At 41.3% G+C, this 15,354-nt stretch carries 12 protein-coding genes; 1 reads left to right on the forward strand and 11 read right to left on the reverse strand.

Annotated features, from left to right (window positions below):
- The first annotated feature begins 64 nt into the window (after window positions 1–64).
- Window positions 65–454 carry an SET domain-containing protein gene (locus ACQ2HE_RS10625; protein WP_430899687.1) on the forward strand — a complete coding sequence of 130 codons (390 nt, stop codon included), beginning with the start codon at window positions 65–67 and terminating at the stop codon, window positions 452–454.
- Window positions 455–933: 479 nt separating this feature from the next.
- Here ACQ2HE_RS10625 and ACQ2HE_RS10630 read toward each other — a convergent pair whose 3' ends face one another.
- The 11 genes from ACQ2HE_RS10630 to ACQ2HE_RS10680 form a co-directional block, all read right to left on the reverse strand.
- Window positions 934–1,773, reverse strand: a complete 840-nt coding sequence (locus ACQ2HE_RS10630) for a hypothetical protein (RefSeq protein ID WP_430899685.1) — start codon at window positions 1,771–1,773, stop codon at window positions 934–936.
- A 35-nt stretch (window positions 1,774–1,808) separates the two neighbouring features.
- Window positions 1,809–3,233 (reverse strand): porin family protein, encoded by a 1,425-nt coding sequence (locus ACQ2HE_RS10635; protein WP_430899683.1) that lies wholly within the window; start codon window positions 3,231–3,233, stop codon window positions 1,809–1,811.
- Window positions 3,217–3,807: an RNA polymerase sigma factor gene (locus ACQ2HE_RS10640; protein WP_430899681.1), complete on the reverse strand. Its 591-nt coding sequence runs from the start codon at window positions 3,805–3,807 to the stop codon at window positions 3,217–3,219. The genes ACQ2HE_RS10635 and ACQ2HE_RS10640 overlap by 17 nt, the downstream gene beginning before the upstream one ends.
- 87 nt (window positions 3,808–3,894) lie before the next feature.
- Window positions 3,895–5,322 carry a DUF4403 family protein gene (locus tag ACQ2HE_RS10645; protein ID WP_430899679.1) on the reverse strand — a complete coding sequence of 476 codons (1,428 nt, stop codon included), beginning with the start codon at window positions 5,320–5,322 and terminating at the stop codon, window positions 3,895–3,897.
- An 805-nt stretch (window positions 5,323–6,127) separates the two neighbouring features.
- A complete protein-coding gene (locus ACQ2HE_RS10650; protein WP_430899677.1) occupies window positions 6,128–7,219 on the reverse strand; it encodes a M48 family metallopeptidase in 1,092 nt (363 codons plus the stop codon).
- Between the two features lie 24 nt (window positions 7,220–7,243).
- Complete coding sequence (locus tag ACQ2HE_RS10655) at window positions 7,244–8,479, reverse strand: hypothetical protein (RefSeq protein WP_430899675.1); 1,236 nt, start codon at window positions 8,477–8,479, stop codon at window positions 7,244–7,246.
- Window positions 8,480–8,530: 51 nt separating this feature from the next.
- Window positions 8,531–9,253, reverse strand: a complete 723-nt coding sequence (locus tag ACQ2HE_RS10660; RefSeq protein WP_430899673.1) for a carbon-nitrogen hydrolase family protein — start codon at window positions 9,251–9,253, stop codon at window positions 8,531–8,533.
- A gap of 49 nt (window positions 9,254–9,302) precedes the next feature.
- Window positions 9,303–10,994: a DUF885 family protein gene (locus ACQ2HE_RS10665; RefSeq protein ID WP_430899671.1), complete on the reverse strand. Its 1,692-nt coding sequence runs from the start codon at window positions 10,992–10,994 to the stop codon at window positions 9,303–9,305.
- Window positions 10,995–11,045: 51 nt separating this feature from the next.
- Complete coding sequence (locus ACQ2HE_RS10670) at window positions 11,046–13,067, reverse strand: T9SS type B sorting domain-containing protein (RefSeq protein ID WP_430899669.1); 2,022 nt, start codon at window positions 13,065–13,067, stop codon at window positions 11,046–11,048.
- A 78-nt stretch (window positions 13,068–13,145) separates the two neighbouring features.
- Window positions 13,146–14,027: a bestrophin family protein gene (locus tag ACQ2HE_RS10675; protein ID WP_430899667.1), complete on the reverse strand. Its 882-nt coding sequence runs from the start codon at window positions 14,025–14,027 to the stop codon at window positions 13,146–13,148.
- A gap of 73 nt (window positions 14,028–14,100) precedes the next feature.
- Window positions 14,101–15,201 carry an acyltransferase family protein gene (locus ACQ2HE_RS10680; RefSeq protein ID WP_430899665.1) on the reverse strand — a complete coding sequence of 367 codons (1,101 nt, stop codon included), beginning with the start codon at window positions 15,199–15,201 and terminating at the stop codon, window positions 14,101–14,103.
- Between the last annotated feature and the right edge of the window lie 153 nt (window positions 15,202–15,354).

Here is a 15,354-nt window from a genome sequence, read left to right on the forward strand (position 1 = left end):
TTGAGTGATTTTCACGATAATGTGCTTAATTACATTTCTTATAAACGCTCAAAACCGACTTCTTATGGTGTTGCCCTGCTTATATATTGGACCTACTGAAAATATGGGGAGGGGGGTGTTTACTGATGAAGACCTTGCCCTTGGAACCATTATTGAAATTGCACCGGTTATTGTGATGAGTGCTGCAGATAGGGAGCATCTTGACAAGACCTTACTTCACGACTATATCTTTATTTGGAATCCTCCTTCTGGCCAGTGTTGTATGGCCTTGGGGTATGTTCCTATCTATAATCACTCTTACGAAGCCAATTGTTTGTATGAAATGGATTACGATGATGAAACAATAAAAGTAACAGTGGTGAAAGAGGTGAAAGCAGGTGAGCAGTTGTTCATTAATTACAATGGCGACCCCGATGAAAAAGAACCAGTTTGGTTTCACAAAGAAGGCAGTTGATTGATGAATTGACCAAACAATGAAGGTGTGAATCTTAATCAAAGCGATAAATCGCGTTGCTACAGTTATTTTCCAAAAAGAAGACCACCACGATAAATCGACGGTGGTCCTTCAGTCTATCAACCAAGCGTGTATTTGAAAATTCAATAAATAAGAAGAGCCATTTCAGTATTAATTCCCTTTGGCCTGCGGCCAAGGCTCTTGCCATTACAGGCTGTCCCAATTATTAATAATTACTTATTCATTGTTAATTCTCACCAATGATACACAAATCAATACGGATTTAAGCTGATTAATAGCTGTTGTTCAATCAGTCTGATTGTTCATTTTAAACCGCGGCGGCGCAGCGTCCTTCGACTGTGCCTTCGGCCCGCTCAGGACAAGCCCGCAGCGGTTTCGCAGCGCCCCCTGTTCATCACCCTGCTCTTTCTTGATCTTGCCGGCTGTTTCATTATTAATTCTTCATTATTAATTATTAATTAATCCGTGTATCGTCCTCCCGCCGTAATCCACGCCACAATTTTATCCTTATCTACTTGAGGTAAACTGCCGCTTGGAGGCATGATCGATGGATTGGCATCAATGGCTCTAGCTTTGATACGGTCTTTATTAAGTACAATGGTACAGTCGTTGGTAAAATTCAATCCACCTGTTGGAGTTCCGCCGCTATGACATCCTGATACCGCACAATTGGTTTGAATAACAGCTTTGGCTGCGGTAAACAAAGCACCGGCTGAAAGCGTTCCAATTGTTATTGTTGTGCTATTGGTGCAACCTGCAGCGTCTTTTACAGTAATTGTATGACTTCCCACCGCTACCGATGAAAAATTAGCTCCCGCTTGAAAAGCGCCGGCATCGAGTTTATAGGTAAGGCCTGTGCTACCACTGGCTGTTACGGCAATGGTTCCTGAAGCAGTACAGGGATCAGAGCTTGTTCCTGTAGCTGTTACAACAATGTTCACGCCCGTGCAATTATTCTTTTCCCCTACGGTGAAGCTTCCGCTTCCGGTGCATCCTTTAGCGTCTTTAGCAACCACCGTGTAAGTTCCTTTTGCGAGTGAAGCAAAAGTGCTGCTGGTTTGAAAAGTTCCGCCATTGATGCTGTAGGTGAAAGTGCCTGACCCACCTGCTGCGGTTACTTTAATGCTTCCGGTAGCACTCCCGGCATCTGAATCGGTAATAGTAGCATCTACACCAATGGTTACGCCGGTACAAGAGCTTCCTGTAGTGCCGTCGCCTCCTCCTTTGCTGCAGGCAGAGAAAACAAGCAATCCACCTATAACAACAATGATGGATATGCGAAATAAAGTGCGCTTCATGAACAGTTGGTTTTAAGTGTTAAGAAAAAGGGAGGTTATTTAAAGCGTGGTTGGTATTTTAAATGAAACATAGCTCCGTAGGTAGTGATATCCATTTGACCGAAGCCAACACCTTGTATCGGAACTTTTATAAAGGGTTCCAATTCTACGGAGAATTTATTGCCAATTTTTTGTTCTACACCCGCAGAGATATTGGCTACCCCAAACCAGTAATTGGATTGAGACTTGGTATCCCAATTTTTCTGTGTGTATTGGCCGGCTCGAGTATAATAGTAATCGTAGTTCTGGTGTGTCATGATATAAGAAGACACTCCTGCGCTGGCATACAAACGCGTATTGTTTTTGGCAAAAGCATTGTAGCGAATGTTAAGAGGGATGTCTATCATTTCGCAGAATCCTTCTACATAATGCAGGGTTACATAAGTAGTCCAGTAGTGTTTTGGTGGATTGAAATTCTGCGGCAGTGCTTCATAGAATTTCTTGGTAAAGATCCCGCCACTTACAATTGACCAGCGTTTATTCAAATCATATTGAAACAAGAGTCCACTATTAAAACCGGCATTGGTTGATTTTGTACCATGAATGGCGCTGTAATCAAATCCTCCAACCAAGGAGATGCTAAAGCCGGGTTTGAAGTTCGATTTCGAAGGAATTTTGATCGGAGTTTTCGCCGACTGATTCTCAAACATCGGAGTAATGGCTCTAGGTGAAATTCGGAAAGGCCTTTCAATTAACGCAAGGGGCATACCAATCAATGAGGCTTTGTAATTAGCTTCCGAAGCTTCGAGATTTGTTGATTCCGAGTGTGCAAGATTTCCTTTATTAGTGGGCGTAACTAGTTGATTGTTTTTTCTATTTCTAATAGAAGAAATGGGTACTGATTTTACAACTTCAAAATTAGAAGGAATAAAATTGTTGTTATTTATATTTTTCTGCGATTGAGTTTGAAGGCGAATCCTTTTCGATTTACCAGTCTCCACTATTGCTTCAGTTGTTTGGCCTTTAGTAGCGGAATTCTCAGCAGCTTGTTTTTGATCCTCAGTACTTGAACTTGGTTTATTGGAAGATGATTTCGATGATGTGCTTTCGGGCTCTATTGTTTTTAACGCATCGGATGGATCTTCGGAAACAATTGTTGGTTGTTCACCGGAAGCCGTTTTGGCTGTACGAGTTTGATCTGTACTTGGAGTAGTTGATTCAATCGGCTTGGAATTAATTGCGGTAGTATCGTTATTGGGCTGAGTAGCACTCCAATACCACCAACCGCTCAAGCTTCCGATTAATAGAAAGGGAAGGAGGATCCACAACAGACGTCTACGCTTGCGCTCTTGGTCTGTAGGCATTTCCTTGTCCAAAGATTTCTCCAAAGCATCCCAACCTGCTGCCGTAGGCTCAGGCTGAAACTGCTCAGCAGCTTCCCGGCTGAATTGGTCCATATCGTTGTCAGAAAGGGGAAACATAGCTGTTAAAATTCGATTTGTTTGATAATAGTTTTCGTAGGTTTTCTCTGGCTTTTGATAAGTTGGATTTTGACGCTCCTACACTGATGCCTATCCGCTTCGATATTTCTTCATGACTCAGCCCTTCTATCACAAATAAATTAAACACCGTTCTATAAGACGGAGATAATTCTCTAATGGCTTCTATAATTTCTTTGTAAGAAAGTATATCAATTCCATTTTCGCTACTGTCTTTGATTTGATCTGATTCTACCGGAAGACTGTGTCCGGTTACGGAAGTGTGTCTTTTTCTGTAATGATCGATACAGGTATTCACCAAGATCCGCTTGAACCAACCTTTTAGAGAAAGCAGAAGATCTGCTTGCCGACCTTCATCAAATAATTGAATGTTTTTATAGAGTTTAATAAACCCTTCATTCATCATTTCTTCTGCTTCTTCCATATGCGATGCATACCGATAACAAACCTTGATTGCAAAGCCACGGAGAAGGTAATACAATTCCTTCTGGCAAGAACGGTCGTTCTGCCGGCATCCATGGAGCAGGTTACTTATTTTCTCGTTATCAGTGAGCAAAGGGAATGGTTTGGTTTAGCCTTCGCAAATGTTAAAATAATTACGTGAATACGCTAACATTGGTTGCCAAAGCCTGCAAACTATTCATTAGAAGGCTTTTACCAAATTGGCTGGCGGTTTGGCTATTACTTGCAGGGTTCCGTTGATAAATGCCTGGACCTGAATGTATTCTCTCTGGGGCAGCAGGCCTACTAATTTGATGCTTCCAATAGTACCTGTGGTTTGCATCCAAGCGTTAACTTGCTGATTTAGACGGGCTTGAATAACCGTTTTATTCCTTTCTAAAAGTGCTGCAATGTCGAAAACGGTTTGATCTTTGAGGGTTTTTAGAATTTTCTTACGAAACAATCCCTTACCCATATTCACAAGGATATCCTTTGTATCGATGGAGAAATCAATATCGGGCATGGTTAACACTTGTGAAACTGTATCTAGCTGTGGTGTACCGCTTAAATGCAATATGCCTTTTCGGTTTCCGGTGAAACTTATGTCTATTGATAATTTCCCTGCATTGGTACCACCAATGGTAACATCTTTAATTACAAATGTGCGTCCTTCCACATCAAAGGGCTTGTTTTGAAGACTGTCGTTGAGCAATTTGTTTAAGAAACTGTATTGGTACACGGCATCCAAATAGGTGCTGATTCCATTGGATACAGCAGTTGTTTGCAAGGGAGATAAAGCTTTTTTATTGATCAGACTGCTGCTGTCGGAAGCGAATTTAGGACTACCCGTATAACCTACCGAAAAAATCAATGTGTCTTTGTAAATATTCATTCTACCCATTCTGAATTGAGTTGGGTTGATATTGATATAGCCATATTTACTAAAAGGGAATACTCGTGCTCCTTCGGAACGCCATTGCTTAAGCATTGCATGGTTGTTGATGGCTTTTACGAAATTGTCAAATGCTACTGCATAGGTGTTGATCGATGCTTCTATGCTATCGAGAATTTGTTCGGTAATATCAGTTTGTAGAATAGTGACTTCGCATTTATCAAGCGCTTTGTTTTGCTCAAGTCGAGTGGTGGTTTTGAAGCTGTGATTGGGTAAGAGTTCCAGAAAAGAGCCGATACTTACATCCACTCGTCGAAGCGGCTCATTGCCAAATCCACAACTTCCTCCTACCCAAGGAGAAACCTGCTTGTCGAATGCACATACCGATTTACTTCCGGCAATTTGATACTGTCCTCTAAATGAAATGGATACTTTATTGTTTACGCAACTGAAGCTAAAGGGTGATCGAATGAAGCGGTATTTATACCTAAAATCGCACCCACTTTGTGTATAATCGGGCCATTTGTCGTTGGTGAATTGCTTCGCCGTACCACTATCCATCATTGTTAGCAGTGGTTTCATGTAAATTTTTACCGGTATATTGATTTCCGATTGTGGTAAACTTGGCAAATAATGCGCTGCAGGCTCATCTGTTACTAGCTTTTTTGATGAACCACAAGAATACAAAAGCAATGCTGCTGCTAATAAGGCTATAAGGTTGTGAGTAGTGTGTTTCATGGCTGGGAGATGGAGCAAAGATAGAAAAATAGGGGGAAAGAGGAGCGAGGAAACGAGGATGAGAGGAGACGAGGAAACGAGGATGCGAGGAAATACAAATGCCCGATAATGCATCGCACTTTAATTGATCCATTAATTTCGTAACAAAGCAACACGACCCTGTAGGGGTCGCACATCAGTAGAGAGAGGAAACGAGGATAAGAGGAAACGAGGATGAGAGGAGACGAGGAGGAGAGGAGACGAGGATGAGAGGAGACGAGGAAACGAGGATGCGAGGAAGTACAACTGCCCGATAATGCATCGCACTCTAGTTGATCCATTAATTTCGTAACAAAGCAACACGACCCTGTAGGGGGCGCACAGCAGTAGAGAGAGGAAACGAGGATGAGAGGAAACGAGGAAACGAGGATGCGAGGAAATACAAATGCCCGATAATGCATCGCACTCTAATTGATCCATTAATTTCGTAACAAAGCAACACGACCCTGTAGGGGTCGCACATCAGTAGAGAGAAGAGACGAGGATAAGAGGATACGGGGATAGAGGGAATACAGAGAAAGAACAGGGAGAAGAACAGGGGGAATGCGAGAGCTAATTGGCTAATTTGAAAATTGGTGAATTTGGGAATGAAACACAGAAGATAAGGCGGTCAATTTATAAACGGGATGCTTCTATCTAAGCACCACCGTCGATTTGTCGCGGCAGTGTTTTATTTAAGGAGCGTGTAGCAACGCGATTTATCGCGTTGAATAAAAGATGTATAAAGTGCCGAGCCCCTTTACTTTGCGGTAAAGTAAAAGAAGACTTACCAGGAATTATTAGCTCCGGTTCCCGGGCGTTCATTCCAAACTTGCTTCCAGTTACCTTTTACATCTTTCAATGGTATCTTACTGATTTGTGAATTGATATTTTCGATTCGGTCTTTGAAAATGGGGTGAGTGCTCAGAAACGCAGGAGGCTCTTCTCCCTTCGTTTCACTGTTGAGGATTTTCATGAGATCCGCCATTCCATGTAAATCTATTCCGGATGCCGCCATTTTTTCCATTCCCTTATTATCGGCTTCCGTTTCCAATGAACGCGAATAAGACAGCCCTTTCAGCGCCTGTCCCTGTTCGGCCATAAAAGCGATCATGCCTCCATCTGATCCGAAAAGTATCAACCAAAAGGCCTTTTGACTCAAGGATCGAAACAGGTTTCTTAAAGTATGACGTTCCGAAATATGCGAAGACTCGTGTCCCAACAAAGCAGCTAATTCTTCCGGTGTTTTTATCTTTTTCAACAACGCATCGTACACTACAATAGGGCCACCGGGAACTGCATACGCATTGAGAATAGGAGAGCGAACCACTGTTATTGACACAGGATAGGTACTGTCGAAAGCCAATGATTGATAGAATCGATTGATCCATTTAGTGGCGTCTTGATCAATAGCTTGACCACTTATCGACGATTTTCCCATCGCCTTCCCTAATTCAATTTCTTGATCCTTGGGAAAGTTTCTGGCCATTCTATCGCCTAACCAAGGTAATAACAGAAAATAAGTAGCAACAATAAATCCTATTACAATCACGCCAATCCAAACCAACTTCGCCATTCCTGAGCCCCAAACTTTGTGCGTTGTTGGATTGATGAATTTCTCATGTTTAAAAGCTCTTCTTATTTCAGCAATGGTTAAAGGTTCTGTAATAATGAGTTGACCCTGTAAATTTTGATGCGTCAATTTTATTCCGGAGCCATAAGGTTCTATTGATGCAATTTCAGCACCAATCCAATTGATATCCGACTGCATTCCTTCGTTTACAATACGAATGGTAAGTGTTACTGAACTCACAAACAATTCAGCTTGGAATTGTTGTCCTGAAGCATTGATGTATTTGCCTGAATAAGGAGTCGCCATATTCGAAAATACTACTATTTTGGTTTATTCAATTACGCAGAGAGCGGATCGAGCTTTTTTGACTTGTCCTATATAATATTGGTCAACACTGATTCCTACAACTACAAATAATTTGTTTTGGATAATGTCGAAGTATGTTACATGAATATCTTTGCTGCCAACAAATCCAGTTTTGAAGATCCCTTTTCCACTAGCATCAACTTTGCCGATGGCATCATTGGCAGTTACATAGAACAATTCACCATTGTCATTGGCTTTGATAACGTTAAAATTTAAGCTCTTGCTATAGTCGTCCAATAAAGTCCTTGGCACAACTGCTGAAATAGTATTGGTATTCACATTGAAAACATAGCTTGCCGCGTAGTATTCAGTATTGCTAAAGCTTGCGGGTAACGCTTCTACTAGCGTAATAACCAACTTTGTTAGATCCTTGCTGCGGTGAACGTATAAATTACCTTTTGGTGCATTGGGTGAGGTATAGGGAGCACTCATGGCATTCGTTGCTGTTGCTGCAATTTGGAGTTTCGTTTCTGCATTCACAACTTTCAAAGAATCCCCGGTGAGAATGAAAAGTAAAGGTCTTCCGGAAGCATCCAATCCAGCACCTTGGCATCTGCTCAAATCCTTTTCAATGCCGGAACTAATAAAGTATGTGATTCCTTTTTCTACTCCATTTACGCTGTAATAGGTATTTAAATTTTTTATAAATCCTCCATTCTGACTTTTGTAGGTTCCTGAGTAGTTCGTGGTTATGTAATCCCCGTTTGCATAGATCCCGTTTCTTCCATAGCTGTTAACATATTGCTTGCTGCTACCTTCATAGGTTAAGTTTGGGTTGTAATACCAAAGAGTGGTGCTTCCTTGTGGGTAATTGTAATACTCACCGGGCTCCCCTGCTAATTTTGCTGAGAAATTCGGTGGTGTAGTAGGTGCTGATAAACTGTCTCCTGTAGTAAAATGAAATGCTCTCCTATATCCTTTGTAAGAAGGAAGACCTACGCTGGTAGTTAATGACGTGAAATTGTGGATCCATTCAACTCTATTTCTTCCGTCCCATCCAATGGAAGCGGTACTTTGAAAACATTTGTCTTCCTGATTCCAATTAAATACCTCTGCTATTTTGCGAACTCCTTTTCCCGAAATTACGAGGCTTATATCATTAGAATTTGGGCCTCCTGAACCACTGTCAGATTTTTTTGAACAACTTAACAGAAACAAAGCCGCTACTATTAGGGTTAAGACTAAACTTCGAGTATACATTTTATTTTAATTTCTCCAAAAATAGCACTCGAGAATTTTTTCTGGGTACCGTTAACTGGGTATATTCATGACTGTTGTGTTTAAGCTTATCGTATCGAATGTGATTAACTGTTCAAAATATTGATTGGCGTCAATAATTTTTGAGCCGTTATTCCAAATTCCCGACTGACCGGCATTGATAAAATTATCCGCAGGCCCCACCGCATTTACCATCATTGCCACACAAGAATGTTGTTCAGAAATCTCACGCAGTTGAGCATGCGCGTTCTGCACTCCTGTTTGGGTTTTTGCTACAGATGCAAAATAAATATCTGTCGGATGTTGAAATGCTGCTTTAGCATGAGCTTCTACTGATACTTCATAACAAATAGCCGGCGCAATATTGAGTGCCTCGTTCAAATATACTTGTTGTGTTCCGGGGTCAAAGAATGGAACTTCATCGGCATGTAAATACTGTTTCTCATACAATTGCTTGGGCTTTGTTGGGTGAAAAAATAAAAGCCCGATACGCGGTTTCGACTTTGTTTTTATCGGCAGACTTATTCCAATGATTTGATGCTGTTTTATGGCAAGGTTTTGAAAAATCGTTAGACGTGGGTCGTCTATTTCAAACGCCAACTCTTTCGCTAATTCAGGTTCGTAGTTCGTTATCGATAACTCAGGGAAAATGATAAGATCGCTTCCTTCAGCGTATTCAATACAATGAATGTGATGTTCAATATTCGTGTCAATGTTTCCTTTTTTGCTTTGCGTTTGCGCCAGTGTAATCTTCATCTTATCTCGTAAAATTTAAAAAGCCACTTGTATTCAAGTGGCTTTCGTTTTAAAATCGGTAGAATTTCCAATTGGTTTCAAAGTCTTTCGACAAAGGCTGATTTTTCAAAAGCGCTCTCACCATTTCAACCGGCATGGCGTTTTCTTTCATCACCGCATCGTGGAATTGTTTGTAGGTCATTTTCTTCGTATCAACCAATTCTCTTTTCAATTCAAAAAATTGCAATGCTCCAATCATATAGGCAATCTGATATAAGGGACCATAGCCTCCTGTAAAGGAGCGACGTACTTCGCCTTCTGCATTGGCTCTCTCATGCCCAACACGGTCAACCAAGAAGTCAATGCATTGTTGCGGTGTCCATTTTCCTAAATGATAATTCAACGAGAAAATGATACGGGCACAGCGGTGCATTCTCCAGAATAACATACCTACTCTGTCTTCTGCATTTCTAGGGAAGTTCATGTTCCATAAAATCATTTCCCAATACAAAGCCCATCCTTCTGTCCAGAACGGTGTATCGAATTGACGGTATACCCTGAATCGATTGTTCATGTATTGTTGCAAGTGATGACCTGCAATTAATTCATGATGCACGGTTGCTCTAGAGAAATGTGGATTGTTTCCACGCATACTCATCAACTTGTCTTCATGTTGCATGGTATTGGTAGGGTAGGAGATCAGAATTTGTTCTCCTCCTAAAAAGAAGGGACTTGTGAGTTGGCGTTGTGGACTCATCATTCCCATTCGCCATGTTTCTTCTGCAATGGGAGGAATGGTGATGAGGTCGTACTTTTTCAAGAAAGCCAAACTTTGATTCATCAGATCTAAAATAGCTGCGGGTTGTTCGCCGGGAGGTACGTAGGAGTTTTTTACTTTTTCAAGTGCTGCTTTCCAATTATCGCCGAAGCCCAATTCTTTGCTGGCTTTCAACATTTCTGCATCACACCAAGCAAATTCTTTATTCGCAATGGATACTAACTCTTCAGCAGTATATGGAATCATTTCATAACTCAACTGTTCTTGTAGGGCAGCAGCTCCAATTGGATTGCCGATGATGCCGCTGCCATCGTCTTTTTGAGTGCTGACGGCAATATTGTTTTTTACCAAATTGGTATAGGCTTTCAGTAAGGAGTCTGTTTTTTGATAGGGTTTATCAGCCCACCACGTAAACATGGGATCGTATCCGAAGTAAAATTGGTAGTAAGATTTCAATGCATCTTGCATGCCCATCAATGCTTCAGTAGCTCGTTTCGCTTGTGCTTCGGGAAGTGCTTTGTTTTGTTTGGCTTGTTGAATTGCCGTTACAAGTTTGCCTTGTAAAGCAATTAGCTTACGTGCTTCTTGTTCGCCATTAATAGTAGTACCTCTGCGGCGAGTTTGCTCTAAGGAATAGATTTCTGATGCAAAAGGAAACAATGTATTGAGAGACTCGTATTCTTTTGCAGATGATTCCAATTCTTGCAATGAAAATTTCAAATCTCTTTTGAAAAGAATATAGTCTACTTGTCCTTCCTTACTTAGCTTATCAAAATTGATGGCGTCTAGTTGAGAAAGGTAGGATTGATAAAAGGTTCTTAAGCGATTGGTTCTTTCGGGAGAGAGATTAATGGCATAGAAGCGAGTGAGGCTTCCGTAATCTGCTTGAAAATTCACCATCAAGTGATGAATTTCGCTGGTTTGCTGTGCTCTTGAACCGAAAGCAATACATAAAAGTAATACTACAAGAACCGATTTTTTCATGATGCGTTAGTTTGGCTAAATATAACGCATTCTGCGCAAGCGGTAAAACCACTAGCGAATTAAAACGGTGGTTCCTTTCTTGAAAACGGGTGCTCCGGTGTCTCGGTCTACATATTGTAATGTCCAAACATATGTTCCCGTGGGTTGAGCATTGCCTTTGAGTGTGCCGTCCCATTTTTTCGTCCAGTCTTTGGTTTCGTAAATCAACTGACCATATCTATTGAAGATTTTGAACACCAGATTGTCTGCCTTGTAAGCATTCAATGGGTAAAGAAAATCGTTCTTCGAATCGTTGTTGGGCGTGAATGCATTGGGCACTGCGATGATACAGGTATTAACGGCTTTGATGCTTACGATGCTGGTATCGAAGCAATTCAAACTATTGCCAATGATGAGTCTTGCTTTATAAAAAATCTCTTTGGTAGCCGTAGGTGCAGTATAGGTTTGTGCCGGTGGGTTTTGAAGAATGCTGGTATTGCCGTTGCCAAAATCCCAATTCCACGTGGTGATCTTTCCGGTGCTTTGATCAACGAACACCGCTTCGTCTCTTGGGCAAACTACTTCCGGATATTTGAAAGCGGCGTTGATACCATTGTCGAGATTAATCACTTTTATCACGGTGTCAACACACACTCCATTCGATACAATCAACTGAATGCTTTTATTTCCGAATTCTGTATAGTATAAAGAAGGGTTTTGTAAAGTGGAACTTAAGGTGTTGTTGGAGAACCAGGTCCAACTGGTAATTCCGTTGCCACCGGGATGCGAAAGGTGAATGGTGTCGGTAATACATCCCAAGGCAGTTACATAGTTAAAATCAGCATTTACAGTATCTTTTGCGAGAAAGGCAATTGCTGAACCGGCGGGTGTTTGCTGCGCACAATCGTTGAGTATGGTATTGCCATCGGATCCGGTTTGAAGCGTGAGAGTATAGGTACCACCTACTTCAATAGCTTTGCCGAGTGTAATTTGAATGGTTGTTGAAGCGGTATTGGTGCCACTGCAATTACCTGTAGCGCTTACAACAGGAATTGTTTCAGGACCGGTCAATACAAAATCTGAACCATTTGCAGCAATTGAACTACAAAGGATGGGTTGTTTCATCACAAGGGTAAGTACTTTGGGTGCGCAACCAATAGGTTTAATACTGTCTATTGGAGTAGGGGCCACCGGAAAAACCACGAAGTCGATTTTCTCGCCTACATTAATGGGACGATCGCAATTGTCTAAGAGCGTATTTCCATCAGACCCATTTTTCATTGTGATGCTGTAATTACCGGGGGTTAAAGGACCACTGATGGTGAGTACCACAGAGTCCATATCAAATCCGGTATTGCAAGATGCTGCTTTTGCACTCACAATAGTTCCATTTGCAGGGCTAAGTTGGAAGTCGGATCCATTAGCTGCCAAGCTGCTGCATTTCATTTTTTTATTGAGCTTGACCCCGATTGTTAAACCACCGCAACCCGATAGAACTGATTGCAAAGCCGGTAGTTTTGGATCAGTAATAGAGGCCGTACCACCTTTGAAAGCGAGTTTGTATCCGTTTTGTGATGGAGAAAAAGTTGTAAAGTGACTTACGAGTAACAAGTATTCATGGTCCTTTTTCAAGGTAGGCATTGAACTGAAGGTAGGATAAGCATCTCCCGCGCAATTGACCAATGTTGTTCCTTGAGCAGAAGCTCCTGTAATGCCCGGACGGCCCGACCAGTTGCAGGCTACAAATAGAGTACCGTTGGTAAAAACGGAATTAGGGTCTAGTCCGGTGATATCAAAAATTTGCCAATCGTAGTCGTCGGCTAAATCATTTGGAATGATTTCAAAACCTAAAGTGCCTGCTTGATAGCAAGTAAACTTGTACCAAAAAGGGTTTTGATCACTAAGCGTAGCATTGGTACATGGGCTTGGAATGGTTTTACCACCGCAATATGGAACAGTGCTTTGTGTGAAGGTGTCGACCCCACAAACCGGAAAAGCGGTACTTGGATTCTGTCCCAAATTTGTACAAACCTGGGCACGGCTGATATAGAAACTAAGGACTATTAATAAGAATATGGATATGCGTTTCATCATGATATAAGACCCGCAAAGGTACTGGTTTGCTGCCTTACCTGTGTAAAGTAGGCGTTAAACTCGGTAATGGCGGAAAAATCATGCCAAACACTCTTCAATATTGCGGGTAATGGTTCCCACGATCTTTTCAAGTGGCAAATCGTTTTCGTCGCCACCGAAAGGATCCTCAATTTCTTCTGCTATGAGTTCCAGACTTGCTAACACAAAGAAAATGAACAATACCACCGGGATGGCCCAAAATTCTAAATTGAATACATATCCAAATGGAAGCGTTACGCTGTAGATAAAGATGAACTTCTTGATGAATACACTATACGAAAGCGGAATGGGAGTGTTCTTGATTCGTTCGCAGGCCCCGCATGTATCGGTAAAATTATTGAGTTCATTGTTCAACATCAAAAGCTGCTCGGAAGTAATAATGCCCTCTTGCTGTACACGAAACAATCGTTTTGCGATAAGCATGGCTACTTGATTTGGCAAGTGTTTGCTGTAATCAAGGTTTCCGAGCTCCGGATGGGCTTCACTGTCTAATTCCAATCGAGTTGTTTCGAGGGCCAAATGCGATTTTAGAATTTTTGCATAGAGGGGGATGGCTTTTCTGAAAAAATCGCGGTGCTCTTTGTGCGAGCTAGGTATCAAAGCATTTATTTTAATGGCCATGTTTCGGCTGCTATTAACTAAGCCGCCCCATAATTTTCTTCCTTCCCACCAGCGATCATAAGCAGTATTGGTTCTAAACACAAGCAACAAACTCAATACAAAGCTAAGACTTGTGTGTAGCAGACTTAAACTACGAAGGGGGTGATCTTTAGGAAGTTTCCAATGATACAATTCTAACCAGGCTACCAAAGCCGTAAAGCCGGCCAAAATAAGCATGAATATAAAAAGCGTTTTAATGGTATCACCTCTATGCAGTTTAAAGATAAAATACCACCATTCCTTAGAGTTGTAACTGATCATACCCAAAGGTAAAAAAATGCTTTGGTTTCCAAGATCGAAAATGCCGGTAGTTACTTTCGGGGTCTTTTAAATCTTATACTCTAAAAAATATTCTTTTCTGATACAAAAAATACAGCATACCCCATTCCAACGCAAATACCAATAGCGATGCCAAAATAGCTGCCAGCAATTGAGGTATGTGAATGTAAGAGAGTAGTTCAGTGCCAATAAAACTTACATAACCGGTAAACCAACGATGACCTACAATTTCAAAGAATAGATAAATGAACAACGAATTCATGCCCACTACCTGAACAAATAAAAGGTATTTATTGTGCCCTTTAATATCGATCCACCAATAAAAGAAAACCATGATTAATAAACACCATCCCAAAGAAGCTACTGTAAAAGAGCTGGTCGCAATTCGTTTGATGATGGGAGTGATGTGTGCCCAATCTAAGCTAAAGCCTACTATTAAACAAACAATGCCCGCTATAGCAAATTGTTTGAGAGCTTTGCTTTCATCTTGAAGTAGAAGTTTACCACATACAGCCCCGGCAATGGTATGAACGGCAGTAGGAATGCAATTAATAGCCACCCAGCCTCCTTGATTTATTTTTCGCATCAAAATCCAATCCATATAGTTCCCGAAATTGTGCTGATCTGTAAACGGCTGATCAAAGCCGGGAATATTGGTAAATCGGTACAATGCTTCGGTTAATAATAATAATCCGATTGATACTAGTATCTGATTTACAATTGAAAACTCGAAGATCAAAAATGCTACTAGCGTGGTAAACGATAGCTGTGTTAGAACATCCCACAATTCAAAACTCAGGCCTGTTTTCCGAACAGCATAATCCAATACACCCCAGAAAAACAACCAACCACTTCGTTTCAATACTTTTTTAAAGGAATCGCCCCAACTCATTCCTTTTTGTTTTTGTGTATGTAGAGAATAGGCGAGTGCAGTTCCCGACATGAACATAAATGCCGGTTGTATCAGATCCCAAAAACGCAGACCATTCCAGGGATGATGGAAAAGCTGTTCTAATGGTGCGGCCATGAATGTGCCTGAGCCGGCTGTTGCTAAGTGTTCATACAAGCCGGTAGCCTCTAATGCCAATAACACCATGATCCACCCTCTCATGGCATCGAGAGCAAGCGATCGTTTGGGTAGTGAAGGAGCTGTCATGTTGGAAAGTAATTAATAGTTAACATTTAATAATTAAGAATACTGGCACTTTTCATTGTTTTGCTTAGCTCAAGTAAACTTCGGTGGTTAATTGTAGCGATAATATTTCTCTTTCCCGGCCTCGCTTTTTAATGCCCAATTATTAATTATTAC

Source organism: Endoryza foliicola (assembly GCF_050589245.1).
Lineage (GTDB): Bacteria > Bacteroidota > Bacteroidia > Chitinophagales > Chitinophagaceae > Endoryza > Endoryza foliicola.